This is a genomic window from Pseudoalteromonas sp. EB27, from assembly GCF_001974875.1.
Classification (GTDB): domain Bacteria; phylum Pseudomonadota; class Gammaproteobacteria; order Enterobacterales; family Alteromonadaceae; genus Pseudoalteromonas.
Genome location: NZ_MTQD01000006.1, coordinates 39,287 through 64,814, shown reverse-complemented (window position 1 = coordinate 64,814; position 25,528 = coordinate 39,287). Strand labels below are relative to the sequence as shown.

The 25,528-nt window shown below is 40.1% G+C and carries 22 protein-coding genes; 9 read left to right on the top strand and 13 right to left on the bottom strand.

All coding sequences use genetic code 11. The annotated features are described in order from the left end of the window. Positions 1 to 176: 176 nt before the first annotated feature. Entirely contained in the window at positions 177 to 1,376 is a 1,200-nt protein-coding gene (locus tag BW142_RS08310) for an Nramp family divalent metal transporter (RefSeq protein ID WP_076924555.1), read from the top strand. A 102-nt stretch (positions 1,377 to 1,478) separates the two neighbouring features. Here the strand turns inward: BW142_RS08310 and BW142_RS08305 are convergent, their stop codons facing one another. Continuing rightward, a complete protein-coding gene (locus BW142_RS08305; RefSeq protein ID WP_076924554.1) occupies positions 1,479 to 1,931 on the bottom strand; it encodes a hypothetical protein in 453 nt (150 codons plus the stop codon). On the opposite strand from BW142_RS08305, the gene BW142_RS08300 reads away from it, so the two are divergent. Then, on the top strand, positions 1,916 to 3,106 hold the full coding sequence (locus BW142_RS08300; RefSeq protein WP_076924553.1) for a PQQ-dependent sugar dehydrogenase: 1,191 nt from the start codon (positions 1,916 to 1,918) through the stop codon (positions 3,104 to 3,106). The two genes, BW142_RS08305 and BW142_RS08300, sit on opposite strands and share 16 nt — an antisense overlap. Positions 3,107 to 3,302: 196 nt before the next feature. Here BW142_RS08300 and BW142_RS08295 read toward each other — a convergent pair whose 3' ends face one another. The 9 genes from BW142_RS08295 to lrp all read right to left on the bottom strand — a co-directional run bounded on the left by BW142_RS08295 (position 3,303) and on the right by lrp (position 13,583). Then, the gene (locus tag BW142_RS08295) at positions 3,303 to 3,725 is read right to left on the bottom strand and encodes a hypothetical protein (RefSeq protein ID WP_253188809.1); all 423 of its coding nucleotides are present in this window, start codon (positions 3,723 to 3,725) and stop codon (positions 3,303 to 3,305) included. A gap of 126 nt (positions 3,726 to 3,851) precedes the next feature. Continuing rightward, positions 3,852 to 4,271: a hypothetical protein gene (locus BW142_RS08290; protein ID WP_076924551.1), complete on the bottom strand. Its 420-nt coding sequence runs from the start codon at positions 4,269 to 4,271 to the stop codon at positions 3,852 to 3,854. Positions 4,272 to 4,829: 558 nt separating this feature from the next. Then, complete coding sequence (dgt, locus tag BW142_RS08285) at positions 4,830 to 6,305, bottom strand: dGTPase (RefSeq protein WP_076924550.1); 1,476 nt, start codon at positions 6,303 to 6,305, stop codon at positions 4,830 to 4,832. Positions 6,306 to 6,784: 479 nt separating this feature from the next. Further along, positions 6,785 to 8,089, bottom strand: a complete 1,305-nt coding sequence (serS, locus tag BW142_RS08280) for a serine--tRNA ligase (RefSeq protein ID WP_076924549.1) — start codon at positions 8,087 to 8,089, stop codon at positions 6,785 to 6,787. Between the two features lie 9 nt (positions 8,090 to 8,098). After that, on the bottom strand, positions 8,099 to 8,479 hold the full coding sequence (gene crcB / locus BW142_RS08275; RefSeq protein WP_021032117.1) for a fluoride efflux transporter CrcB: 381 nt from the start codon (positions 8,477 to 8,479) through the stop codon (positions 8,099 to 8,101). Beyond that, complete coding sequence (locus BW142_RS08270) at positions 8,472 to 9,815, bottom strand: replication-associated recombination protein A (RefSeq protein WP_076924548.1); 1,344 nt, start codon at positions 9,813 to 9,815, stop codon at positions 8,472 to 8,474. The genes crcB and BW142_RS08270 overlap by 8 nt, the downstream gene beginning before the upstream one ends. Then, the gene (gene lolA / locus BW142_RS08265; protein ID WP_076924547.1) at positions 9,808 to 10,434 is read right to left on the bottom strand and encodes an outer membrane lipoprotein chaperone LolA; all 627 of its coding nucleotides are present in this window, start codon (positions 10,432 to 10,434) and stop codon (positions 9,808 to 9,810) included. The genes BW142_RS08270 and lolA overlap by 8 nt, the downstream gene beginning before the upstream one ends. Further along, positions 10,431 to 12,929, bottom strand: coding sequence for a DNA translocase FtsK 4TM domain-containing protein (locus BW142_RS08260; RefSeq protein ID WP_076924546.1), 2,499 nt, complete (start codon positions 12,927 to 12,929; stop codon positions 10,431 to 10,433). Before BW142_RS08260 ends, lolA begins: the two co-directional genes overlap by 4 nt. 174 nt (positions 12,930 to 13,103) lie before the next feature. Beyond that, on the bottom strand, positions 13,104 to 13,583 hold the full coding sequence (gene lrp / locus BW142_RS08255) for a leucine-responsive transcriptional regulator Lrp (RefSeq protein ID WP_007582985.1): 480 nt from the start codon (positions 13,581 to 13,583) through the stop codon (positions 13,104 to 13,106). A gap of 142 nt (positions 13,584 to 13,725) precedes the next feature. Here lrp and ald point away from each other — a divergent pair, with 142 nt between their 5' ends. Continuing rightward, positions 13,726 to 14,847: an alanine dehydrogenase gene (ald, locus tag BW142_RS08250; protein ID WP_024599039.1), complete on the top strand. Its 1,122-nt coding sequence runs from the start codon at positions 13,726 to 13,728 to the stop codon at positions 14,845 to 14,847. 133 nt (positions 14,848 to 14,980) lie between these two features. Here ald and pssA read toward each other — a convergent pair whose 3' ends face one another. Then, positions 14,981 to 16,306: a CDP-diacylglycerol--serine O-phosphatidyltransferase gene (gene pssA / locus BW142_RS08245; protein WP_076924545.1), complete on the bottom strand. Its 1,326-nt coding sequence runs from the start codon at positions 16,304 to 16,306 to the stop codon at positions 14,981 to 14,983. 298 nt (positions 16,307 to 16,604) lie between these two features. Here pssA and trxB point away from each other — a divergent pair, with 298 nt between their 5' ends. The 4 genes from trxB to infA all read left to right on the top strand — a co-directional run bounded on the left by trxB (position 16,605) and on the right by infA (position 19,375). Continuing rightward, a complete protein-coding gene (gene trxB, locus BW142_RS08240; RefSeq protein ID WP_008168643.1) occupies positions 16,605 to 17,555 on the top strand; it encodes a thioredoxin-disulfide reductase in 951 nt (316 codons plus the stop codon). Positions 17,556 to 17,652: 97 nt separating this feature from the next. Then, positions 17,653 to 18,369 carry a leucyl/phenylalanyl-tRNA--protein transferase gene (gene aat, locus BW142_RS08235; RefSeq protein WP_076924544.1) on the top strand — a complete coding sequence of 239 codons (717 nt, stop codon included), beginning with the start codon at positions 17,653 to 17,655 and terminating at the stop codon, positions 18,367 to 18,369. Further along, positions 18,362 to 19,066 (top strand): arginyltransferase, encoded by a 705-nt coding sequence (locus BW142_RS08230; RefSeq protein WP_010552618.1) that lies wholly within the window; start codon positions 18,362 to 18,364, stop codon positions 19,064 to 19,066. Before aat ends, BW142_RS08230 begins: the two co-directional genes overlap by 8 nt. A gap of 90 nt (positions 19,067 to 19,156) precedes the next feature. Continuing rightward, positions 19,157 to 19,375 (top strand): translation initiation factor IF-1, encoded by a 219-nt coding sequence (gene infA / locus BW142_RS08225; protein WP_002962494.1) that lies wholly within the window; start codon positions 19,157 to 19,159, stop codon positions 19,373 to 19,375. 213 nt (positions 19,376 to 19,588) lie between these two features. On the opposite strand, the gene clpA is transcribed toward infA, so the two are convergent. Together clpA and clpS are read right to left on the bottom strand one after the other, a co-directional pair. Then, complete coding sequence (gene clpA / locus BW142_RS08220; RefSeq protein ID WP_076924543.1) at positions 19,589 to 21,850, bottom strand: ATP-dependent Clp protease ATP-binding subunit ClpA; 2,262 nt, start codon at positions 21,848 to 21,850, stop codon at positions 19,589 to 19,591. A gap of 93 nt (positions 21,851 to 21,943) precedes the next feature. Further along, the gene (clpS, locus tag BW142_RS08215) at positions 21,944 to 22,252 is read right to left on the bottom strand and encodes an ATP-dependent Clp protease adapter ClpS (RefSeq protein WP_007585109.1); all 309 of its coding nucleotides are present in this window, start codon (positions 22,250 to 22,252) and stop codon (positions 21,944 to 21,946) included. Between the two features lie 209 nt (positions 22,253 to 22,461). On the opposite strand from clpS, the gene cspD reads away from it, so the two are divergent. Both cspD and BW142_RS08205 read left to right on the top strand, forming a co-directional pair. Continuing rightward, the gene (gene cspD / locus BW142_RS08210; protein WP_002962500.1) at positions 22,462 to 22,680 is read left to right on the top strand and encodes a cold shock domain-containing protein CspD; all 219 of its coding nucleotides are present in this window, start codon (positions 22,462 to 22,464) and stop codon (positions 22,678 to 22,680) included. Positions 22,681 to 23,205: 525 nt separating this feature from the next. Beyond that, the gene (locus BW142_RS08205; protein WP_076924542.1) at positions 23,206 to 25,428 is read left to right on the top strand and encodes an NADP-dependent isocitrate dehydrogenase; all 2,223 of its coding nucleotides are present in this window, start codon (positions 23,206 to 23,208) and stop codon (positions 25,426 to 25,428) included. Positions 25,429 to 25,528 lie beyond the last annotated feature (100 nt).

Here is a 25,528-nt window from a genome sequence, read left to right as displayed (position 1 = left end):
ACGCGACCTTTTTTAGCATATGCTGGTAAAAAAGAACCAGCCAAGAGGCGACATCGCTGCAGGGCACTTAATCTAAGTGGCAGCAATAACACAACAGGCATCGCGTATAAATATCAGTTTTAAACGTTAGATGTAACTTTAAATAGCAACATGCAATAGCACTATTAAGGTCAATTATGCGATTAGGACCAGGACTACTCGTCACCGCTGCCTTCATTGGACCAGGGACCATTACTACCGCCAGCGTGGCAGGTGCAAACTTTGGTTTTGCACTTATATGGACGTTACTGTTTTCAGTAATTGCCACTATATTATTACAATCCATGGCGGCGCGCCTTGGCGTTACTACCGGGCAAGATTTAGCACAAGCTCTTAGAGCTAATATTCAAACGCCTTTATTTAAATCCTTGGCGATATTTTTAGTTATTAGCGCCATTGGCGTAGGCAGTGCAGCTTATGAAGCGGGTAACTTAAGTGGCGCTAGCATGGGGTTAATTGAAATATTCCCTCAAATTAACTCCCAACTATGGACACCACTTATTGCTTTGTTAAGTGCTGCTTTACTGTATAGCGGCAAACATAAAGTGGTTGAAAACGCGCTAATTTTACTCGTTATTTTAATGAGTTTAGTGTTTATCTCAACACTTGTAATGGCTGCCCCTTCGCTCGCTGATGTATTTGCTGGTTTTATCCCTAGTATGCCTGAAGGTTCTATTACAACTATATTGGCATTAGTCGGTACGACCATTGTGCCGTACAACTTATTTTTACACTCCGGCGTGCTCGCTGCCAGACACGACAGTAGCAGCGATATGCAAAAAATGATTAAAGAAACAAATGTTGATACAGGCCTATCAATCACTTTAGGCGGTGTCATCACGTTAGCTATTTTATCTACTGCATCAGTTGCCTTTTATGGCACAGATGCAGGGCAAATTAGTGCGGCCAACATGGCCGTACAGCTAGAGCCATTGCTTGGCGACGCCGCTCATTACTTTTTTGCTATTGGTTTATTTGCTGCAGGTTTAACAAGCGCTATTACAGCGCCACTTGCCGGTGCTTACGCCGTATGCGGCATGTTAGGTTGGTCAAACGATATGGGTAACTTACGCTTTAAAGGCGTTGCTATTGTTATTTTATTGTTTGGTGCTGCGGTGGCCTCATTAGGTTTAGACCCAGTAGCGGTGATTATATTCGCACAAGCGGCTAACGGGTTATTACTCCCTATTGTTAGCACCTACCTTGTATGGCTGGTTAATCAAAAAGGGGTTATGGGAAACTACACTAACTCTTTGGCTTTAAACCTAGTCACCCTACCCGTTTTAATCCTAATTTTTGGGCTAAGTAGCTACAAACTAATTAGTTTAATTTTTTAATTAAACTCTAAAAATCATATTTAAAGGCCGCTGTTTACAATAAACAGCAGCCTTTATTTGTTAATCATCAAATAACGTATCAACCGTACTTATATTCACACATCAACACGCTTTTTGTATTTTAGCTGCCTTAAATAATTGCGAAAACGCAAAACCACCTACCGCGCCTGCAAGCAGTTGAGCATAAAAACCCCAGCCTCTTGCGCCCGCTATAATATGAATATTCATAATTGATTCAATGGCAATTAACACAATAGCAAATGCCACAATGCCAGCAATAACAAATAGCTGAGTACTGTATTTTTGAACCTTTTTATTAAGCTTTGTTGTAGCAAAAAAAGCGATGGCAAGTGCCACAGCAATAATAGCCCCGTAGGTAGGTAATAGGCCTAGCCAATCATCAAGCGTTAAACTAACCCGATCACTAAAGCCCACCACTACACCTACATTAACTAATTCATTGACAACGTATTGGCTATGAAACAAGCTAGCAAGTGTGAATGTAAGTAACCAAGAAACTAAAAATGAAGGCAACATACGTGTTAAAAACGACATGGTTATCTCAACTTAAAATAAAGCTTTTCTCTTATACTAGTCATGCTAGCAAAGGCTTGCCCGGTAAACAATGTATCTCTATTTTTACTCTGCTTTCGCTTTTTTCGTTTTCTGTTAATGCACAAGCCGCATTACCAAAGGAGCAATACAGTACAAAAACACTGGCTACGCATCTGCAGTCTCCGTGGAGCATGGTTAAACTACCAAACGGCACATGGTTAATTACAGAGCGTGATGGCCACATAGTTATAGTTAAAAACAACGTGCAATCAAGAGTAAAATTAAACCTAACAGGTTTATACGTTGCAGGCCAAGGTGGTTTACTCGACATTGTATTATCACCAGATTATAACGACTCAAAAGAAGTTATTTTTACTTATGCCCAAGGTGATGCAAGCGCAAACAGGCTTGTTGTTGCCAAAGCCACGTTTAATGGCACTGACTTTTCAAAGCCTAACGTTATTTATAAAGTAGCGACTGATAAAAACACACCGCAACATTACGCAGGACGCGCCCTTGTCCTACCCGACAATACGTTATTAGTTTCAACAGGCGATGGGTTTGATTTTAGAGAGCAAGCACAGGTTATCACCAGCCAACTTGGTAAAATATTACGTATAAACCTAGATGGCACCATCCCAAAAGATAATCCATTTATTAATCACGAAAACCAAAATGCACATGCTGTTTACTCACTTGGTCACCGTAACCCTCAAGGCTTAGTTTATGATTACGATACGCAGCAAATTGTTAGCAACGAACACGGCCCTGCAGGCGGTGACGAGCTAAACTACTTAACCGCTGGCACTAATTACGGATGGCCGGTAATCACCTACGGTAAAGATTACTCGCAAGCGCGTATTTCACCATTTACCGAATATAAAGGCATGCAAAAACCAAGTGTTAATTGGACGCCATCAATAGCGCCATCAGGCATGGCGTATTACGGCTCTAAACATGCCGCTTATCCTTCATTGCAACAACATGTACTAATCACAACACTAGTCGATAAAAAGCTGTACAGCGTTAATCTGGCCAATGGTGAATTTACGCAAACTCACGTATTCCCAGAGGCGACAGGTAGATTACGGGATGTGTTTGTAACAGCTGAAGGTAATGTTGCGGTATTAACCGATGGTAAAGAGGCAAAGCTAATGTTGATGACATCAAATTAATTTACAAAGGGGATAAGAGCCGCTGCGCTTTTAAAGTAAGTAGCGGCTTTCAATAAGCCACTTTGGTTAATTAAGTAATTTGATTAGTAAGATCAGGGGTTAACCCCTTTAGTTTTAAAATTAAGATGAGCGTCTTTATTATGTTATTAATAACGTTCTTGTCTCCAATTACCTTAGCATATACTTACTGTGCTTGTTATTTACCCGATTCTAATTGCTGTTTCAATAACTCAATCAGTTGAGTGTTAAGCCCTGTAATTTCGGCTTCTAGCACCTTCACTTTAGCTTGTGACTCTTCATCTTCTTTACTGCGTAATAATGCAGTTTCCTGTAGTAGTTTTTCTATCTTTTCTTGTATTTCAGCAATCTGTTCATCAAGTGGGTCTTCTTCAGATTGCGATGCCTGGCTTACATCTTCATTGCCTGATAATTTACGTAACGCCTCTCGATTTTGATCTTCCAGACTTTTTTCTTTTCCTTCTTCAGATATATCCACTTGGTCACTTTGGTCCGCTGCTTTGTGCATAGTCGCTTTTTCGGTTACGCCATCAGCTACCACCTTTAAAGTTTGTTTTTGCGGGTAAGTTTCTAAAGGTTTAGGGGTTATGTGAACTGACATTTTATCCATTTTAATATTCCTTGTTCCGTTAATTATTGGCGAGAAGTAGTTTACTATAAATATAATGCTTTACTAAAAGCCAAGTGTAATAGCCCTTGTTTGATTCTTTATTAGATTACACTTTACTCACAAGCTTGCCCATTGTTGTTTTAAACCAACAAAGTGAACAATACCAAAAAATAAACAAATAATAGAACTCCAAACCCAAAACTCAGGCGAACGCCCCATAGGGTTATTTATTAAAAAAAATCCAGCAACACCGCGGGCTAAATAAATAAAAGTTATTAGTACAAGAGCTAGGCGAATGAATGGAAGTTTAAAAATCACACCTGCGGCTGAAAATGCATACAATGACCAAGTTGATAGGATCAGAACAATTACACTAGTAATAAGAGTTGGTTGAATACTTCCTTGCTCAGAAAGTAATGCCATTTGCTCTCCTGCACCGAAGAACCGATACCAAGAACCTCCAAAATAGATACAACCTAAATGCAAAGTTGCTACAACAGCACTTAATGTACCTGCAATTATTAGAAAAACATTCATAGAGCGATAAAACCTCCGAGAGACATAACGAACCTGTAAATTAACTGGTTTATTTATCTTGATAAACAAACCATAGCCGGGTTTCTAACTGGGTACAATCGATTGTTGAATGTTTACGCGTGATATCAAAGCTCGCATTAAACTAGACAGCCACTCCAATTGTAAATTAATCTGGCTAATGGTGAGTTTACGAAGTCTCACATATTCCTAGAGACCGCAGGACGACTAAGAGATGTGTTTGTAACAACTGAGGAAAATATAGTTATATTAACCGATGGGGAAGATTCAAAGCTTATGTTGGTGATACCGAATTAATTTACATGAAATAACCAACAATAAAGCTAATGGCAAAAGGAAAGCCCCATAATACCATCATCAAATCATTGACGTTTAAGTGGACACGAATACTATTTAGGTGCTGGAAAACACATACGCCCTTACTTTTCAATTAACTTACTTAACCGCATTGAAAAGTAAGGGATCACCGCTGTTAAAATTTGCGGTGGAAAGTGAGCTTTAGTGCTTGCTGTCCACCTCAGGGCGTGTTGTTATATCAATTTACGTAGATGCGCTAAGATTTTGATACTCTTCAAGAGCAAAACCATCGGTCATTCCACTTATGTAATCTATAAGAAGTCTTGAACGATAATAAAGTTCATGGAGTTTATCTGCATTCGTTAACTCACTTTGATCATGTAAAGTACAAACAGATGCTAAGTAAGTTGCTTTATGCTTACTCGATAGCTTATGAAAGAGTCGAGTTTCAATTGGCTTATTCTTCAATCTGTTTTTTTCAATCAAATCTTTAAAATTTTCATATGTAAGCGTCATCAATGGGGAGTATATCTTTAATAAACCAGATATAACTGCATACCCTTTAAGCTCTAAATTTTCTACTTCACTGTGGTTAAAAACATTATCTACAGAAAGGTATCTTAGTGTTTCCGTAGCTAAGTTATATTTATCAGAACCATCTAGTAGGGATTCATCTAATGTTCCATTAAAAGCTGATTCATGATTTTCGACATAGCGATTTGCTGCATATTTTGATAAATCATTAACTAAAATTGTTCTTAAAGTTAATGTATATACATGACTACTATTAAATTTTTCTTTAACAGCTTTCTTCATTGCGATATCTGCAATATTGAGCAAGTAACCTTCATCGACTACTGAATCCTTGACCCCTTCGTTTCCTCGAAAAGAATTCCATATTCTCGTAATTTCTGAGTGTAACTTTTCTATCGACAGAATACCTTTATCCACAGCATCCTCTACGTCTGCAATACAGTAAGAAATATCATCAGCGGCTTCCATAATATATGTTAAAGGGAAGCGACAGCCACTGCTTATAGATAATTTATCTTGTATTTTTTTGTATAAATATTCTTCAGAAAAATAATAACCAGGCTTCTTTTTTCTATACTGAGATCGTTTTCCTTCTGGAGTATCTTCGTTTGGTTTATCCTCATAAGCAGAGCGCGTATATTTAATTAAGCAAGCCAACTGTGTATAGGTCAAGTTCAATTCTTGAATGTGATGAAGCAACCTTATGCCTTGAGCATTACCTTCAAAGTTACACAGATCTTTAATTAATTTTTCACAGTCGTTCTCATCACTATATAAATCATGAATAACTCCAGACAAAAACGATTCTGTCCACAAATTGATTGCTTCCTCTCCAAAGTGCCCAAAGGGAGGGTTTCCAATGTCATGCAATAAACAGGCAACTTCAACTGCACTCACAAAGCCCTCTGAGTATTCATTAGTTTCCATACCTTGATCATTAAGCTTTTTTAGGATGAGTTTACTTATATAACGACCAACTTGTTGTACTTCTAATGAATGTGTTAATCGGCTTCTAACCGCTGCATTTGCTTCTAGTGGGAATACTTGAGTTTTTTGCTGTAAACGCCTAACCGCAGCGGAGTTTATAGATCTACCTCGATCGCTTTCCATCTCGTCATTGAAAGATCGCCCCTCAATTGAAGACTTTCTAAACCTATTAACTTTAAGCTTTTCTTGATAGTTCATAATACTCCTTGAATATTGATATAACGAGCCTGTAGATTAATTCGTTTTTATTTATTTTTATTGATAAACAAACCATAGCTGAGTTCCTATTTTGGTTCAATCTATTACTGTACTTTTACGTAGCATATAAAAAGTGTTTGGTGTTGTTTTAATTGGCATTTTGGAAGATATTACGGGTGTTTAAGTGGTTTTTATTTAGGTTAAAAGCGCTTATCCTTCTTAATGCATCGTGTTTTGCATCTTTTATATATTATGAACAAGGCAATACAGTTGCCATTGCTCATTCACTTGACCCCGTAACAGATAAAAGGACAGGCGCATATTTTTGGCTAAGAACTATAAAGCACTAAAGCACGCCCTACATATTAGCTGAACCTTTTTACTTTTAACCTAAAACAAAAAAGCCGCTGTTTATTACAAACAGCGGCTTTCGTCTTAAGATTTACAAGCTTAAAGCGTGCTTAACTTAAAGTTGATTTTTATTGTTTACCAATTACTTCTAGTCCACCCATGTATGGGCGTAAAACCTCTGGTACAACTACAGAGCCATCGGCTTGTTGGTAGTTTTCGAGTATTGCTACGAGTGTACGGCCAACGGCTAAGCCTGAACCATTTAGTGTATGTAGTAACTCTGGTTTTTTAACACCTTCACGGCGAAAACGTGCTTGCATTCTACGCGCCTGAAAGTCAGCCATGTTTGAACATGATGAAATTTCGCGGTATGTATCTTGCGCAGGTAACCATACTTCTAAGTCGTATGTTTTAGCTGAGCCAAAGCCCATGTCGCCCATACATAAAATTACTTTTCGGTATGGTAGGTCAAGTGCTCGTAGTATTTGCTCGGCATGCCCTGTTAACTCTTCAAGCGTTGCCATTGAGTCTTCTGGTTTTACAAGTTGTACAAGTTCAACTTTATCAAACTGGTGCTGACGAATTAGGCCACGTGTATCGCGACCATAGCTGCCTGCTTCACTTCTGAAACACGGAGTGTGGGCAACTAAGCGAATTGGTAAATCGCTTTCGTCGTAAATTTCGTCACGGGCGCTGTTTGTAAGCGGTACTTCAGCTGTAGGAATTAAGCTAAAGCCGGCTTGTTGTTCGCCGTCGTCATTTACAAGGCCTAATGTGTGAAATAAATCGCCTGCAAATTTAGGTAATTGGCTGGTGCCATAAAGGCTTGCGCTATTTACTAGGTACGGTACATACATTTCTGTGTAGCCGTTTTTATCAGCGTGTGTATCTAGCATAAATTGCGTTAGTGCACGGTGCATACGCGCTACTTGGCCGCGCATTACAGTAAAGCGTGCGCCACTAATTTTAACGCCCATTTCAAAGTCTAAACCGTTTAGGTCTTGGCCTACATCAACGTGATCTTTAACTTCAAAATCGAATTTTTTAGGCGTGCCCCACGTTAAAATTTCAACGTTGTCATCTTCGTCTTTACCTGCAGGTACTGACTCGTCTGGCAAGTTTGGAATTGCTAAAGCAATGTCGTTAATTGCGGCTAATACTTCATCTTGCTCAGTTTTAGCGGCGTCTAGCTCACTGCCTAAGTTAGCCACTGCATCAAGAAGTGGCTGTGCGTCTTCGCCTTTTGCTTTGGCTTGACCAATTGCTTTTGCGCTTGCATTACGTTGACTTTGAAGTTCTTGCGTTTTTACTTGTAATGTTTTGCGTTTTTCTTCAAGTGCCGTTACCGTCGCTACATCGAGTTCGTAACCGCGAGCTGCTAAACGTGCTGCAGTTTGTTCGATGTCTTGACGTAAAAATTTAGAATCTAACATGTTAGTTTTTTAACCTTTTTGCATTACTAGCTGAAGGCCCAGCCAAGCCATAAAAATACACACCATCACGTTTAAGATGATATTGAGGGCCATTTTAATAAAGTGACCTTGTTGTAATAACAACAACGAGTCCATTGAGAATGTTGAAAAGGTGGTTAATGCACCTAAAAAGCCAATACCGATAAGGGTTTTAGCGGGGCTTGCGGTGATAATTTCTTTATCTATCAAACCGTACAAAATGCCCATTAACAATGAACCCAGAATATTAACCGTCAACGTGCCAAAAGGGAATCCCCTACCGAGGAGTTTTAGCATGCTTTCGCTAATAAAAAACCGTAAACACGCACCTGAGGCTCCGCCAAGGGCGATCATCATATAAAGTTTAATCATTTTCGTACCGTTTAAGTGGGCTTTGCGCATCGCGCTCTTTTAGGTAATCGAGTTTTTGTTTAATTTTTTGCTCAAGGCCGCGCTCGCTCGGTAAGTAATATTCTTTGCCGTCCATTTCTGGCGGTAAATATTTTTCACCTGCGGCAAATGCGCCTTCTTCGTTATGCGCATAACGGTACTCAGCGCCGTAGCCTAAGTCTTTCATTAAGTTGGTTGGCGCATTACGCAGGTGCTCTGGCACGGGGTAACTTGGCTCGTTTTGAGCATCTGCTTTGGCTTGATTAAACGCCATATACACCGCATTACTTTTAGGTGCGCTGGCTAAGTACAATGTAGCTTGTGCAATTGCACGTTCGCCCTCGCTTGGGCCTACTCGCTGAAATATATCCCATGCGTTTAAGGCCACTTCCATCGCACGCGGATCGGCGTTACCAATATCTTCTGTTGCAATGGCAAGTAATCGCCTTGCTACATATAGAGGGTCGCCACCACCGGCTAAAATACGGCAATACCAATACAGCGCACCATCGGGGGAACTACCACGTACTGATTTGTGAAAGGCTGATATTAAATCGTAAAATTCATCGCCGCCTTTATCGTACTTGGCTAAATGAGTTGGTAATACTTGGCTAAGTACGTGCTCGTCTACGTTGTATTGCCCGTTTTGCTCGATTGTTAAATCAACCGCTTGTTCAAGTAAATTAAGTACTTTACGCGCATCGCCGCCACTTGCTTGGCATAGTGCCTTTTTAGCATTCTCGGCAATAGTGATGTGTTTTTGGCTTAATTGTTCGTCTTGTTTAAGTGCGCGCTCTATAACGCTGTATAAGTCGGTGTCGGCAAGCGATTTCAAAACATACACGCGTGCTCGCGACAATATAGCGTTGTTAAGGGCAAATGATGGGTTTTCGGTGGTTGCACCTACAAATATAAAGGTGCCGTCTTCTATGTGCGGTAAAAACGCATCTTGCTGAGATTTATTAAAGCGGTGCACCTCGTCAACAAACATAAGGGTGCGTTGGCCACGGTTTTCTAGGTTGTCCCGCGCTTGCGTTACGCTGTCGCGTATATCTTTTACGCCTGCGGTTACCGCCGACATTTGAATTAGTGAGGCATCAGCGTGGTTGGCAATTATTTGCGCAAGTGTTGTTTTACCTACACCCGGCGGGCCCCACAAAATTAAACTATGGCAGCGCCCCGCTACAATGGCTTGATGCAGTGGTTTATCACCGCTTAATAAGTGCTGCTGACCAATGTATTCATCAAGCGTTGTAGGGCGCATACGCGCGGCAAGTGGCCGTACATCGGGCCCAAAGTTAAAACCTAAATTACTCACCGTTACTCTGATCGTCTATTTCAACACCTTCAGGAGGCGTAAATTCAAAAGTGCTTTTATCAAGCTGCGTATTAACTTGTGCATTGTTAAACGTAAATGACGATAGCTGCCCTGAGTTGTCGGTAACGACTAGTTTAGCAAGGCCTTGCTCGTTATCTGCAAACGCTATATCAAGTTGTTCTACTTGGCTTTCTACGCCTTTATTTGGCGTTACGCTAAAACCTGTATTTGTTGCAAGTACGCTGTATTTTTCCCACTGTGCTGGGTCTTTTGATGTAAGTAGCACAAATGGTGTTGAATCAATTAGGCTGCTGGTTTTCATAATAGTTACTTGCTCAGCAAAGCTGTCGAAGTAATATGTTTTATCACCGTTTGATACAAATAACGTATCGTCTGGGTTTGTTTGCTGCCAGCGAATCATCATAGGCTGTTGAAGGGCTATTGTGCCCTCGCCTTGCATAACTGCTTGGCCTTCTTTGTCTGTTACTTGTTGTGCAAACTGCGCTTTAAAGCTTTTTAAAGTGGCAAGTCTGTCTTGTAATGCTTGGCTGTCGTCAGCAAAGCTTGGTGCGGCAAGTACGCTGCCTAACACTAATAATAAGGCGTTAACTTTTTTCATGAATTTGCTCCATTAGGTACTAATACATCGCGAGCACCGTTATGACCTGGTGAACTCACGATACCCGATGTTTCCATTTGCTCTACTAAACGTGCTGCGCGGTTATAGCCAACACGTAATTTACGTTGCACTGACGATACCGATACTTTGCCAGTTTCTATTACAAACGATACAGCTTCGTCGTATAACGGATCGTTTTCTTCGTCTGCATTTTCGCTTGCTTCGCCTGGCAATAAAATATCTTCGCTGGCATCGCCATTTAATATTTCATCAATATAATTTGGTTTAGCACGCGCTTTCCAATCGTTTACTACAGCGTGTACTTCATGGTCGTCTACAAACGCGCCATGCACACGCTCTGGTACACTAGTACCTGGCGGTAAATAAAGCATGTCGCCCATACCCAGTAGATTTTCAGCGCCTTGTTGGTCAAGTATTGTGCGCGAATCTATTTTGCTTGATACCTGAAACGCCATACGCGTTGGTATATTTGCTTTAATTAAACCTGTAATTACATCAACCGATGGGCGCTGCGTAGCAAGCACTAAGTGAATACCTGCCGCACGTGCTTTTTGGGCAATACGTGCAATTAGCTCTTCTACTTTTTTACCTACAATCATCATCATGTCGGCAAATTCGTCTATTACTACAACAATGCTTGGTAATTTTCCTAGCTCGTCTGGGCCTTCTTTCATGCCATCGGTGTCTTTAAATAATGGGTCTAGAATCGGGTAACCCGCTTCATTGGCATCAAGCACTTTTTGGTTGTAACCTTTTAAGTTACGCACACCCAATGCTGACATTAATTTATAACGACGTTCCATTTCGCCTACACACCAACGCAGTGCGTTAGCAGCTTCTTTCATATCGGTGACTACTTCACACAATAAATGCGGAATGCCTTCGTATACTGATAGCTCAAGCATTTTAGGGTCAATCATGATCATACGTACATCGTCAGGACCCGATTTGTACAACAAGCTTACTATCATGACATTAACGCCCACTGATTTACCTGAACCGGTTGTACCGGCTACTAGTAAGTGTGGCATTTTACCTAAATCAGCACATACCGGCTGACCAGCAATATCTTTACCTAGCACCATGGTAAGCGGCGACGGATTTTGCTCAAATTTAGGCGCGTTTATTACTTCTGACAAACGTACTATTTCACGGTGTTTATTAGGAAGCTCAATACCTACGTACGTTTTACCTGGTATAACTTCTACAACACGCACACTAATTGCCGAAAGCGAGCGGGCTAAATCTTTAGCTAAGCCTGTAATTTTAGACACTTTTATACCCGGTGCTAAATCGAGTTCAAAACGCGTAACAACAGGGCCTGGGTACACTGCTACAACCTTTGCCTGTACGTTAAAGTCGAGTAGTTTTGTCTCTACTAAGCGCGATACTGTATCGAGCTCTTCTTGCGAAATTGGGTTTTTGGCTTTGTCTGGTCTGTCGAGTAAATCAAGCGACGGTAACGGGCCCGGAGGTGGCTCTTGTGTTAATAATTGCTCAAACTTCTCTTTTGCCGTTGGCGGCGGTTGATATGCAGGTTTTGGTTTAGGCATTGGCCTAGCTGGTGATACCACCGTAGTCACTGGTTTTTCAGGCTCTACAACTTGGCTTTGGTCCAGCGCATTTAATGCAGCTTCTGTATCCATTGGCTCGTCGTCTATGGCGCTAAAGCCAATTTCTTGATCGAGTATGTCGTCAAGTTCATCAAACGACATAAAGTCGTCACTAATTTGTGGCTCACTAAATGGCGTTTGTGGTTCATTAATTGCTTTTTGTTTATCTGCTTTTTTAGATGATGTAGACAGCTCTATTTGCTCTTTCTTATCGTCTTCAAAATGGGCGTCTTCTTCATCGTGATCATTTACTTTGCCCGCAGCATGCTCTCGGTGCATCCAGCCTTTTGCGTACGATACAATAAAGCGGTAAAACCTAACCATTAAATCGCCAAGATAATCCACAAAATCAACCCACGATACACCCGTTAATAAAGTAAGCCCGGCAAAAAAGAAACACAGCAATAATATAGATGTACCGGTAAAGTTAAACGCAGGCATCATCGCTGATGCAATAACATCGCCCACTACCCCACCAGAAGAAAAGTTATAAATATCGTCAAAATTAATACTACTAATAGCGGTAGCTGAGGTAATAAATAAAGCAAAACCAATAACACGCAGCGCTAAGGTGGTGTAATCAAGCTGTAAAATGCGGTGAGGTTGTTTAAATAACAAATAGCCAAATAGCTGAATGGCCGCAGGCACTAAGTAAGCCAACCAACCAAAGGTAAGTAATAAAATGTCGGCTATCCATGCACCGGCAGCTCCTGTAATGTTGCTTACTTCGCTAAAACTAGTTTGCGACCATGCAGCATCTGCTGGATCAAAGCTGATCAAGGCACATAAAATAAATATTGCCGTAAAGGTGCTGATAATCAGCCCTGTTTCTAATAGTCTTTGCACACCGTTTAGGCGCATAGTTCCCTATTCCTCTTTATTATTCTATTTTTATTCACACTTACTTAGCAGTGAAATACCTTAGCAGGAAATGCAATTTGTTGCACTTTATCTTAACCTTGATGGCCTGATTATGAACAAGTTTTTATAATTTGAGCTTATATAAGCAAATGGCACAAGCTAATATAAATAACCTTAAGTAATATAGGGGCGAATAATTACGCCTTCTTCACCTTTTACTTCTTCCATTACTACATAAGTTCGGCTTTCACTAACATTAGGCAATTTTAATAATATGTCGCCTAATACGCCACGGTATTCTGACATATCATTTACGCGCGTTTTAAGTAAAAAATCAAAATTACCCGATACCAAATGACATTCTATAATTTCTTCATGCTTTTTAACGGCTGCGCTAAACTCATCAAATACGTCGGGAGAGGTTTTAGTAATTGTTACTTCTACATACACCGATAAACCTTGCCCAAGCTTAGCTGGATCGACCACTGCTTTATAGCCAAGTATGTAGCCTTCTCGTTCTAGCTTTTTCACTCGCTCCAGACAGGGCGTGGCGCTTAGGCCAACTCGTCTGGCCAGTTCAACATTTGACAAGCGCCCATCGTGTTGTAATTCCATTAAAATTTTACGGTCAATTCTATCTAACAATTGATGCATAGTACCAACTAGTTTTTTATACTGTTTATTTTTATTATATAGATGATAACACTAGATTTGACTTTAAAAAAGGTGAGACACACGGGCTTATGATGAATATAATAGTGGAAAATGTTAATCCGTTCTTAATAAGGCAAATGATATGATTATTGGTGTTCCTAAAGAAATTAAAAACCATGAATACCGTGTAGGTATGGTTCCTGCAAGTGTTCGTGAATTAGTAAACCACGGTCACCAAGTGATTGTAGAAACTGATGCAGGCATGGGTATTGGTTTTACTAACGAAGATTACACGCTAGCGGGTGCTGAAATTTTAGCAACTGCTGCTGACGTTTTCGCTAAAGCAGACATGATTGTAAAAGTAAAAGAGCCACAAGCTGTTGAGCGTGCAATGCTACGTGAAGACCAAATTCTTTTCACTTACTTACACCTTGCACCTGATCTTCCACAAACTGAAGACCTTGTAAAAAGCAAAGCTATTTGTATTGCATACGAAACTGTAACTGACTCTCGCGGTGGTTTACCGCTTCTAGCTCCTATGAGCGAAGTTGCTGGTCGTATGTCTATTCAAGCTGGTGCACAAGCGCTTGAAAAATCTAACCACGGTCGTGGCATGCTACTAGGTGGCGTACCAGGCGTTGAAGCTGCTAAAGTTGTTGTTATTGGCGGCGGCATGGTTGGTCGTAGCGCAGCTCAAATGGCTGTTGGCCTTGGTGCTGAAGTTGTAGTGCTTGATCGTAACATCGACGTATTACGTGCACTAGATGCGCAATTTGGTAATAAAGTAAAAGCTATTTACTCAACTGCTGATGCATTAGAAAAACACGTACTAGAAGCTGACTTAGTAATTGGTGGCGTACTAATCCCAGGTGCAGCTGCACCTAAATTAGTAACTGCTGCGCACATTAAAGCAATGAAACCTGGTTCTGCAATTGTTGACGTTGCAATCGACCAAGGTGGCTGTATTGCTACTTCTAAAGCAACGACGCATGCTGATCCTACTTTCATCGTTGATGAAGTTGTTCACTACTGTGTTGCTAACATGCCAGGTGCTGTTCCACGCACATCTACGTTTGCACTTAACAATGCAACATTGCCTTTCATCATTAACCTTGCAAACAAAGGTTATAAAAAGGCATTACTAGATGACGCTCACTTCTTAAAAGGCTTAAACGTAATTAAAGGCCAAGTAACTTACAAAGAAGTAGCTGAAGCGTTCAACATGGAATATGTTGACCCACGCACAGCGGTAGAAAACGCATAATTTAGCGTTTTGTAGTTAGGCTATTATTTAGTAATGTAGCGACCTAACTACAACCCACAAAAAAAGCAGCTAATTAGCTGCTTTTTTTGTATTTAAATTTCAGATTTATATAAACTGGTTTAAATAAAATAGTTTAGATAAAACGCTTAATTATAAAATCTACTTTTACGCGCTTAGCTTGGCCAAGTAGTTTTTTAACTGGCTGCGGATAATCATCCATCGTCTCTAAATCATCTGGGCCTGTTAAACGTCGGCAGTGTTGTAAAATTTCCTGCTTTTCGTTATCAATAGCATCCATAATTGTTTGCTCTGGATCTTCTATTAAAATACCGTTTTCGATATCAAGACCCCATGCACGCGGATTTAAATTATGCCCGCTTAGTAAATGCTTTGTTCTATCTGAACATATACCTTTTAAATGAAACGAATTACTTCCATCTTTCCACAGATACACATTTAAATTACCGTTATCGATATGGCGCTTTTGCGTTTTTACAAACTTATGCAAAATAGTTTCGTACAAATAAGGTAATGCCCCTATTTTACTAAACGGCTCGCTTGGCGGTAAATAAAAGTCATTTGCTGTTTTATCCCCTACTACAATAGTCACTTGCTTACCTTGCTTTAATAATCGGCGCAGTGATCGCATAAGCGGTGCCGGAAAATTAAAGTATGGCGTATACAACACAAGCTCTTGTTCTGTGGTATCAAATAACGCTTTTATTAGTCTGTTCAGTTCGTTGTTACGACGCCCGAGCCCTAAAAACAAGCGAATACCTAATGCTTTGGTATTTAGCTGCTCTGCTGCGTTATAACTTGCGACTTTTAAATCACGCATTAATTGCTTTTGATCTAGCTTAAAGTCGTGCAAACGCTTAAGCGGTCGAGTGTCTATGCGCGGTACAGCAACTGAACTAAGCAGCTTAGTCTCAATAAAATCAACCACCGAGTCACACAGCTCGCTCTGCGTTATTAAAAAGTAGCGATCGAGTCTGTAGCGCTCGCTGTATTGCAAGTACACATTATTTAAGCTTGCGCCGCTGTAAAGTAAGGTGTCGTCAATTACAAAACCTTTTAAATGCAATACGCCAAATAACTCTTTAGCTTTTACAGGTACGCCATATACTTGTACGTTCGATTTAAACTTTTCTAAATCGTCACAGTATAAACTTGCGTTGCCGTCTGACTTATCAGCGCCAATTAAACCACGTTGCGCACGATGAAAATCCACCAGCACTTTTACTTCAAGTGCGGGGTTTGCCAATGACACACGATGCAGCGCTTCTAAAATTTCGCGGCCTGCTTCGTCATCTTGTAAATACAACGCTGTAATATAAATTCGTTTTTTTGCGTTAGCTATCAAACGTAGCAATTGCGTTCGGTAATCTTGCGCATTGGTTAAGACGTTAACGTCTTTTGAAGTCAACCCGAATGCGGGTTTTTCCTGCCAAAATAACATAGTTGCCTATTTGCTTAGGTCACATAATCTATCAGTGACAAATAAAATTAGGTAAAACATAACAAAAAAAATCAAAGGGGTCATGAATTAACGCTGTTTTATTGCCTGTTAGTCTATTTATTGAGCTACTTTGACATATTAGCTGTAAAAGCATAGAGCTCTAGTACACAATACTGCACAGCTTTTCGATTTGAGAAAAAAAATAATCGCGGATTTTGTTTACATCTGCCTTGTTTTTCTTAGAATCAAGCGCATTAATGAGCATATTGAACACAGTATTAAACGTTTAGGAAAAATAATGACTGAAGCAAAACATTGTAAGCTACTAATTTTAGGCTCTGGCCCAGCTGGTTATACTGCCGCAGTATATGCAGCACGTGCAAATTTAAACCCTGTTTTAATTACAGGCATTCAACAAGGTGGCCAATTAACAACCACCACTGAAGTTGAAAACTGGCCTGGTGATGCACACGGTTTAACAGGTCCTGCGTTAATGGATCGTATGAAGGAGCACGCTGAGCGCTTTGAAACTGAAATCATATTCGATCACATCAATAAAGTAGATGTATCTAAGCGCCCTTTCACACTAACTGGCGATCAAGGTACTTACACATGTGATGCGTTAATTATTGCAACAGGTGCTTCTGCTAAATACTTAGGCCTAGAGTCTGAAACTAATTTCCAAGGCCGTGGTGTTTCGGCGTGTGCTACCTGTGACGGCTTTTTCTATAAAGGTCAAAAAGTAGCGGTTGTTGGTGGTGGTAATACAGCGGTTGAAGAAGCGCTTTACTTATCTAACATTGCTGACGAAGTACATGTTATTCATCGTCGTGACAGTTTCCGCAGTGAAAAGATACTTGCTGACCGCCTTGCTGAAAAAGCAGCAAACGGTAACGTTGTAATGCATTACAACCGCACGCTTGACGAAGTATTAGGCGATCAAATGGGCGTAACCGGTGTGCGCATTAAAGATGCACACTCTGATGCAACTGAAGAACTTGATTTAGCCGGTGTATTTATTGCTATTGGTCACAAGCCAAATACAGATATGTTTGTTGGTCAACTAGAAATGAAAGATGGCTACTTAGTTGTAGAGTCTGGTCTTCACGGTAACGCGACTCAAACAAGCGTAGAAGGCGTTTTTGCTGCAGGTGATGTGTCAGACCACATTTACCGTCAAGCAATCACATCTGCGGGTACAGGCTGTATGGCTGCCCTTGATGCAGAGCGTTTCTTAGATAATTTATAAGCAATTAAATAAATTATAATAGGGCTGATTATTCAGCCCTTTTTTTATGTCTAAAATATAGTTACACTTTTACGATCAATTATAAAATAAGTACTGTATGAGCAATCAGCTATACCAATTAAGTGAAACCGATATAGCATTCCCCAATCCGGAATACGCATTAGAATCCCCTGATGGCTTACTGGCAATTGGCGGAGATTTGAGTTTACCTCGCCTAAGTAATGCCTACAAAAGCGGAATATTCCCTTGGTTTAGCGAAGATGAGCCTATTATGTGGTGGTCGCCTAGCGAGCGAGGCATTTTTGAGCTTAATGATTTTCATATAAGTAAGAGCCTGCGTAAGCATTTAAAAAAGCATCCTGTAAGAGTAACCATTAATAATGCCTTCGAAGAGGTGATAGAAGCCTGTCGCGATCAACGCCTTGATACCGATGGCACTTGGATCACCTCTGACATGCTCGACGCTTACGTTAATGCACACAAAGCTGGCATTGCACATAGTTTAGAGGTGTGGAGTAACGGGGAGCTTGCAGGTGGCTTATACGGCATTATGCAAAACGGTGTTTTTTGTGGTGAGTCGATGTTTCATCATCAAACAAATTGCTCTAAGCTTGCTATGTGGGCACTTGTAAATTGGCTTAAACGTCATAATGCGCATTTTATTGATTGCCAGTTAGAAAACCCTTATTTAATGACTCTGGGTGCACAAGTAATCCCCCGTTCCACATTTTTGACTAAACTAAAAGCTGCACATAACTATACCGTTAACCCTATTATGTGGGAGCCACAAGAACTTGACGCAATCTATGAATGAACAACTTCCTGCACGTGTTGGTTTAACCCAAGAGTTTGACTGTAGCTATTTACCCAACAGACAAGAACAACTTTTAGTTATTCTTGATCCCAGTTGCTACAGCACCGACAAATTTGAGTCTTTATTAGGTTTAGGATTTCGTCGCAGTGGTAATCAAATCTACCGTCCGCACTGTCCAATATGCAGCGCATGTAGTTCTGTACGTGTATTAGCACAAGACTTTATGCCCTCAAAATCGCAAAAACGTAAACTAAACAAAGCAAAAACACAGTTTGAGGTAAAATATTCAACGCAAGAGCGACCTGAGTACTATCCGCTTTATAGCAAGTACATAACGATGCGTCATCAGGATGGAAGTATGTATCCTCCTGAAAAAGAACAGTTTCAAAGTTTTTTGCTTTGCAGTTGGCTTAAGATCACATTTATTGAACTGTGGCACCAAGATACTTTAGTCGCAGTTGCTGTAACCGATTGTATGAATAGCGCTATTTCTGCAATTTACACCTTTTTTGACCCCGACTTTGAACACTATAGTTTAGGCTCTGTGATGATATTAGAGCAGCTAAAGTTTGCTAAAGAACAAAATAAACAATACGTGTACTTGGGCTATCAAATTGATGAATGCGACAAAATGAAGTACAAAACTCAGTTTTTACCTGCTCAAAAACAGCTCAATGATGAGTGGGTGGCTATTTAATTTGCAAATATAGCCCCTGCGCCTTTACTTATTGGTGTATTTTGGGCAAAATCTGCAGCGTTTAACTATTAAAGAGGTGTTACGCTAAACATGGCGAAAGAAGACGTAATCGAAATGCAAGGGACTGTCCTTGATACTTTACCAAATACAATGTTCCGAGTTGAGCTAGAAAATGGTCACGTAGTTGTGGCTCATATTTCAGGCAAAATGCGCAAAAACTATATCCGTATTTTAACCGGCGATAAAGTAACGGTAGAAATGACTCCTTACGATTTATCAAAGGGTCGTATCGTATTCCGTGCTCGCTAAGTAAGTGCGTAAACGAGATTTAGTTTTTGGCTAGTATTTAACTAGCTTTAAGCGTTTATTAAATGTAATTGATAGACATTGACTAGCAATTACATTTAATAAACAAAAAGCCCAGTTTTTACTGGGTTTTTTGTTGCCTATAAAAAGGGCAAAAAAAATGGCCCGCTATTATGTAGCGGGCCATTTTATTTAACTAAATTATTTAATTAACGTTTAAGCTGGTGTTAAATCACTCTCGTAATCAAAGCGAATCTTCTTATCTTTAACCGATACTTTAACCGTACCGCCATCAACAAGTTCACCAAATAATATTTCGTTCGCTAATTGCTTTTTAAGCTCTTCTTGAATAACACGTGCCATTGGACGTGCACCCATCGCTTTATCGTAGCCTTTATCTGCTAACCACTCACGTGCTTTGGACGTAAGCTCAAGGTTAACCGATTTTTTATCAAGCTGCGCTTGCAGTTCCACAATAAATTTATCAACCACCAGTAAAATAACTTCACGTTCAAGGTGATTAAACCAAATGATGTTATCTAAACGGTTTCTAAATTCAGGCGAGAATACTTTATTAATTTCGCCCATTGCATCATGTGTATGGTCTTGCTCTGTAAAACCAATCGACTTACGTGTAGTTTCTTGTACACCCGCATTGGTAGTCATTACAACCACTACATTTCTAAAATCAGCTTTACGACCATTGTTATCGGTTAACGTACCGTGATCCATAACCTGTAGCAAAATGTTGTAAATGTCAGGATGCGCTTTCTCAATCTCATCTAAAAGTACAACCGCATGTGGGTTTTTAATAACGGCTTCTGTTAATAAACCGCCTTGCTCAAAACCAACATACCCTGGTGGTGCACCAATTAGTCGGCTGATTGCGTGGCGCTCTACATACTCCGACATATCAAAACGAATAAACTCAACCCCCATGCATTTAGCAAGTTGCTTAGTTACTTCTGTTTTACCCACACCGGTAGGCCCTGCAAACAAAAACGAACCTACAGGTTTCTCTTCGCTCGATAAACCAGAGCGAGATAAACGGATCGCTGATGTAAGCGCGTCAATAGATTGATCTTGCCCAAACACGAGCATTTTAAGGTTACGGTCTAGGTTTTTAAGCGTTTCTTTATCTGTTGACGAGACGCTTTGCGCAGGAATACGTGCCATTTTAGATATAATTAGTTCTATATCTGCCACACCAATGGTTTTTTTACGTTTAGAGCTAGGTTGCAGACGCTGACTTGCACCGGCTTCATCAATTACATCTATTGCTTTATCTGGCAAGTGACGCTCATTAATGTATTTAGCACTCAGTTCTGCAGCTGCTTTTAATGCTTTTTGAGTGTAACGAATACCATGGTGCTCTTCGTAACGCTCTTTTAAGCCGTTTAATATTTTAGTGGTATCGGCAACACTTGGCTCAAGTACATCAATTTTTTGAAAGCGACGAACTAATGCACGGTCTTTCTCAAAAATATTTTTATACTCATTGTAAGTGGTTGAACCCATACAACGTAGCTTACCACTTGAAAGGAGTGGTTTAAGCAAGTTTGATGCGTCCATAACACCACCAGACGCCGCGCCGGCACCGATTATGGTATGTATCTCATCAATAAATAAAATAGAGCCTGGCTCAGCTTGCAGCTCTTTAAGTAAGCTTTTAAAGCGCTTTTCAAAGTCGCCGCGGTATTTAGTACCCGCAAGTAACGCCCCCATATCTAGCGAGTACACAACAGCGTCTGCAATTACTTCTGGTACTTGCTTATTAACAATACGATACGCTAAGCCTTCAGCAATTGCTGTTTTACCAACGCCCGCTTCACCAACAAGTAATGGGTTATTCTTTTTACGACGACACAATACTTGTACCGTGCGCTCCACTTCGCTGTCGCGCCCGATCAGTGGGTCAATGTTACCTTCACTTGCTTGAACGTTTAAGTTAGTTGTAAAGCTGTCTAGCTTGCTTGCTTCTTCATTTTGAACTTCTTGCACTTCATCATGAATATCGTCGCTGTCGTTGCCTAAATCATCATCTGCTTTAGAAATACCGTGCGAAATAAAGTTAACGATATCTAAACGCGATACATCATGCTTTTTAAGTAAATATACAGCTTGGCTTTCTTGCTCAGAAAAAATAGCAACTAGCACATTCACGCCAGTAACTTCATTTTTACCTGACGATTGCACATGAAATACAGCGCGTTGTAATACACGTTGAAAACCAAGTGTTGGCTGGGTTTCACGCTCTTCTTCTAGATCTGGAATGACGGGTGTTGTTTCGTCAATAAATTCTAATAATTCGGTTTTTAAACCAGAAATATTAACACCACACGCGTTTAGGGCTTCTCCTGCAGAAGGATTATCTAACAGCGCAAGTAAAAGGTGCTCTACGGTCATAAACTCATGACGGCGAGTGCGCGCTTCACGAAACGCGGCATTTAATGTGAGTTCTAAGTCTTTGTTTAGCATTGGCAACCCCTTACTGAGATAATAATTTATACCACAACAATCGGATGTTTGATCACCCTAATTGGTATTTATACCAATTGTATTAAATTGGTATTATTCCTGCTCACAACTACAAAGCAGTGGATGCTCGTTATCACGCGCGTAGCGGTTAACTTGTTCAGCTTTGGTGTGGGCTACATCGGCGCTATAAACACCGCATATACCCTTACCTTTTTCATGAACCTGAAGCATCACGTCGGTTGCTCTATCGCTATCCATATTAAAAAACGTCGTTAAAACTTCTATTACAAAGTCCATCGGCGTGTAGTCGTCGTTATTTAAAACAACTTTATATTTTCGCGGCGGCTGTAGCTTTTGCTTTTCACTGTCGCGAACTGTGTCGATAACACCTGAATCTTTCATACCACTCATAATTAAATATAGTCTTGTCTTTGTAACTCAAGCAAACTTGAATAAAAAATAAATAAAATGTTAAAAAAATAACTCAAAACACTTGACTGGTTGGCTAAATAAACTACAGTCAAACGTAGATTGATTAAACCTTAGTCAGTCTAGCAAATAATACAATTTAGAATAACTAAATTAGTCAACTTATTGAAGGATGTAGAAGTATGGCTTGCGGTAAAGTTAAATGGTTCAACAACGCTAAAGGTTTTGGTTTCATCGTGGAAGACGGCTGCGAGAATGATATTTTCGCTCATTACTCAACAATTGTAATGGACGGTTATAAAACGCTTAAAGCTGGTCAAGATGTAACATTCGAATTAGAACAAGGACCTAAAGGTCTACACGCTAAAAATATTGCCCCAGATGGTGACATTATTGAGTGACTATTGTTTTGTTCGACTAAAGCGAGTGACCTTTTAAGATCCTCGCTTAATTCCTTAAGCACACTAACTTATCTCTTCTCCTCTATTTATTGCCTCTTTTCATCCAAATTCAACCCTTTTCCTTGAATTTATTTTATATACCCCAATGTTCTAAGAGTTGATTGTTTAACTGCTTATTGGGCATACTCAAACTCTAGCCCTTTTTATTTAAGCTTGTTACACTCTTGGTGCTAAAAATTGCGTATTAACGCAGCAACTAATCCAACTTGTCGCCTCTTTTATATGTACTAGGCTAAAGGCTGATTTATTTTTGTTAATTTTTTAGCTATAAATACAATTCCAGTTCGTCAGGTGTGACTATTCTGCTTTTATAAAAGAGCAACGCTGAGTACCAACACCTAACAAACTATTCATTACGAGCGTATGTATTTATTAACTTGTTTAATAATATGTACTCACTCATTAGTAATGATTTTCTTTGCATTGTTGAATAAGACCTTATCGGTCTACTATCTAGGAATGATGATGACATCAAAAATTATCTATACAAAAACGGACGAAGCTCCGGCACTAGCAACTTACTCGTTGCTACCGATCATCCAAGCATATACAAATGCGGCCGGTGTTGAAGTTGAAACTCGCGATATCTCATTAGCAGGTCGTGTAATTGCTAGCTTCCCTGATTATTTAACACAAGAACAACGCATTGGTGATGCACTTGCTGAACTTGGCGAGCTTGCTAAAACACCAGAAGCAAACATCATCAAATTACCAAACATCAGTGCATCTGTACCACAGCTTCGCGCTGTAATTAAAGAGCTTCAAGCAAAAGGTTACGCTCTTCCAGAATACCCTGTTGAACCTAAAAATGATGAAGAAAAAGCAATTCAAGCGGCTTACGACAAAATCAAAGGCAGTGCAGTAAACCCAGTACTACGTGAAGGTAACTCAGATCGTCGCGCACCAGGTTCTGTAAAAGAATATGCACGTAACAACCCACATTCAATGGGTGCGTGGAGCAAAGATTCAGAGTCTTATGTTGCAAGCATGAGCGAAGGCGATTTTTTCGGTTCAGAAAAGTCTGTAACTGTTGATACGGCCACTGATGTACGTATTGAACATGTTGCAACTAACGGCGACGTTTCTGTACTTAAACAAAGCACGCCTCTTTTAGCTGGCGAAGTTATTGATGCATCAAGCATCAGCGCTTCTAAGCTTCAAGCTTTCTTAGCTGCTGAAATTGACGCTGCTAAAGAAAAAGGTGTTTTATTCTCGCTTCACATGAAAGCGACAATGATGAAAGTATCTGATCCAATTATCTTTGGTCACGCTGTAAAAGTATTCTACAAAGATGTATTTGCTAAACACGGTGAGCTTTTTGAAGAGCTAGGTGTTGATGTAAATAATGGTTTAGGCGATGTATATTCTAAAATTCAAACATTAGATGATGCTAAGCGCGAAGAAATTGAAGCAGACATTCAAGCTGTTTACGCTAACCGCCCTGCTATTGCTATGGTTGACTCTGATAAAGGTATTACAAACCTACACGTACCAAGTGACGTGATTATCGATGCGTCTATGCCTGCTGCAATCCGTTCAAGCGGTCAAATGTGGAATAACGATGGTAAATTACAAGACACAAGCTTTGTAATTCCAGATCGTTGTTACTCAGGTATTTACCAAGCAACTATTGATTTTTGTAAAGTAAATGGCGCGTTTGATCCAACAACTATGGGTAGCGTTCCAAACGTTGGCCTTATGGCTCAAAAAGCTGAAGAATACGGTTCACACGATAAAACGTTTGAAGCTAAAGCAGATGGTTCTATCCGTGTTGTTGATGCAAATGGCAATACATTACTTGAGCACAGTGTTGAGCAAGGCGATATTTGGCGCATGTGTCAGGTTAAAGACGCACCAATCCAAGATTGGGTTAAGCTTGCAGTAAATCGTGCACGCGCAACAGGCGTTCCTGCTATTTTCTGGTTAGATGAAAATCGTTCGCACGATGCTGAGCTAATCAAAAAAGTAAACAAATACCTACCAGATCACGATACAGCTGGCCTAGATATTCAAATTTTAGCACCGCTTGAAGCAACATTGTTCTCATTAGCGCGTATTAAAGAAGGTAAAGATACTATTTCTGTAACAGGTAACGTATTACGTGATTACCTTACAGATTTATTCCCAATTTTAGAGCTAGGTACGAGTGCTAAAATGCTTTCAATTGTTCCTCTTATGAACGGTGGCGGCTTATTTGAAACTGGCGCGGGTGGTTCTGCACCTAAGCATGTTCAACAATTCGAAAAAGAAAACCACTTACGTTGGGATTCTTTAGGTGAATTTTTAGCACTTGCTGCATCGCTTGAGCACCTAAGCGTAACTACGGGTAACAACAAAGCACAAGTACTTGCTGATACGCTAGATAAAGCGACAGGCACTTTCTTAGCAGAAAACAAGTCTCCTTCACGTAAAGTAAAAGAAATTGATAACCGTGGTTCTCATTTCTTCCTATCTTTATTCTGGGCACAAGAACTTGCTAAGCAAAATGATGACAGTGAACTTAAAGCACAGTTTACTCAAATTGCTAGCGACCTTGAGTCTAATAAAGAGCAAATCGTAAGTGAACTTAACGATGCGCAAGGTCCTGCAGTTGATTTAGGCGGTTACTTCCAGCCTAACGATGATGCAGCCTTTAAAGCGATGCGTCCAAGCACTACATTTAACGATATTCTTGCTAAATTAGTATAAATATTGGTTTAAATTTAAAAGCCGCTTACTTGTAAAAGTAAGCGGCTTTTTTGTAACCATAAAAAAAGGCTGCAGTTGCAGCCTTTTCTTTTACCTAAAT

Coding starts and splice junctions, on each gene's coding strand:
- BW142_RS08310 (WP_076924555.1), top strand. CDS start 177: ATGCGATTAGGACCAGGACTACTCGTCACCGCTGCCTTCATTGGACCA.
- BW142_RS08305 (WP_076924554.1), bottom strand. CDS start 1,931: ATGTCGTTTTTAACACGTATGTTGCCTTCATTTTTAGTTTCTTGGTTA.
- BW142_RS08295 (WP_253188809.1), bottom strand. CDS start 3,725: ATGTCAGTTCACATAACCCCTAAACCTTTAGAAACTTACCCGCAAAAA.
- BW142_RS08290 (WP_076924551.1), bottom strand. CDS start 4,271: ATGAATGTTTTTCTAATAATTGCAGGTACATTAAGTGCTGTTGTAGCA.
- dgt (WP_076924550.1), bottom strand. CDS start 6,305: ATGAACTATCAAGAAAAGCTTAAAGTTAATAGGTTTAGAAAGTCTTCA.
- serS (WP_076924549.1), bottom strand. CDS start 8,089: ATGTTAGATTCTAAATTTTTACGTCAAGACATCGAACAAACTGCAGCA.
- crcB (WP_021032117.1), bottom strand. CDS start 8,479: ATGATTAAACTTTATATGATGATCGCCCTTGGCGGAGCCTCAGGTGCG.
- lolA (WP_076924547.1), bottom strand. CDS start 10,434: ATGAAAAAAGTTAACGCCTTATTATTAGTGTTAGGCAGCGTACTTGCC.
- BW142_RS08260 (WP_076924546.1), bottom strand. CDS start 12,929: ATGCGCCTAAACGGTGTGCAAAGACTATTAGAAACAGGGCTGATTATC.
- lrp (WP_007582985.1), bottom strand. CDS start 13,583: ATGCATCAATTGTTAGATAGAATTGACCGTAAAATTTTAATGGAATTA.
- ald (WP_024599039.1), top strand. CDS start 13,726: ATGATTATTGGTGTTCCTAAAGAAATTAAAAACCATGAATACCGTGTA.
- pssA (WP_076924545.1), bottom strand. CDS start 16,306: ATGTTATTTTGGCAGGAAAAACCCGCATTCGGGTTGACTTCAAAAGAC.
- trxB (WP_008168643.1), top strand. CDS start 16,605: ATGACTGAAGCAAAACATTGTAAGCTACTAATTTTAGGCTCTGGCCCA.
- aat (WP_076924544.1), top strand. CDS start 17,653: ATGAGCAATCAGCTATACCAATTAAGTGAAACCGATATAGCATTCCCC.
- BW142_RS08230 (WP_010552618.1), top strand. CDS start 18,362: ATGAATGAACAACTTCCTGCACGTGTTGGTTTAACCCAAGAGTTTGAC.
- infA (WP_002962494.1), top strand. CDS start 19,157: ATGGCGAAAGAAGACGTAATCGAAATGCAAGGGACTGTCCTTGATACT.
- clpA (WP_076924543.1), bottom strand. CDS start 21,850: ATGCTAAACAAAGACTTAGAACTCACATTAAATGCCGCGTTTCGTGAA.
- clpS (WP_007585109.1), bottom strand. CDS start 22,252: ATGAAAGATTCAGGTGTTATCGACACAGTTCGCGACAGTGAAAAGCAA.
- cspD (WP_002962500.1), top strand. CDS start 22,462: ATGGCTTGCGGTAAAGTTAAATGGTTCAACAACGCTAAAGGTTTTGGT.
- BW142_RS08205 (WP_076924542.1), top strand. CDS start 23,206: ATGACATCAAAAATTATCTATACAAAAACGGACGAAGCTCCGGCACTA.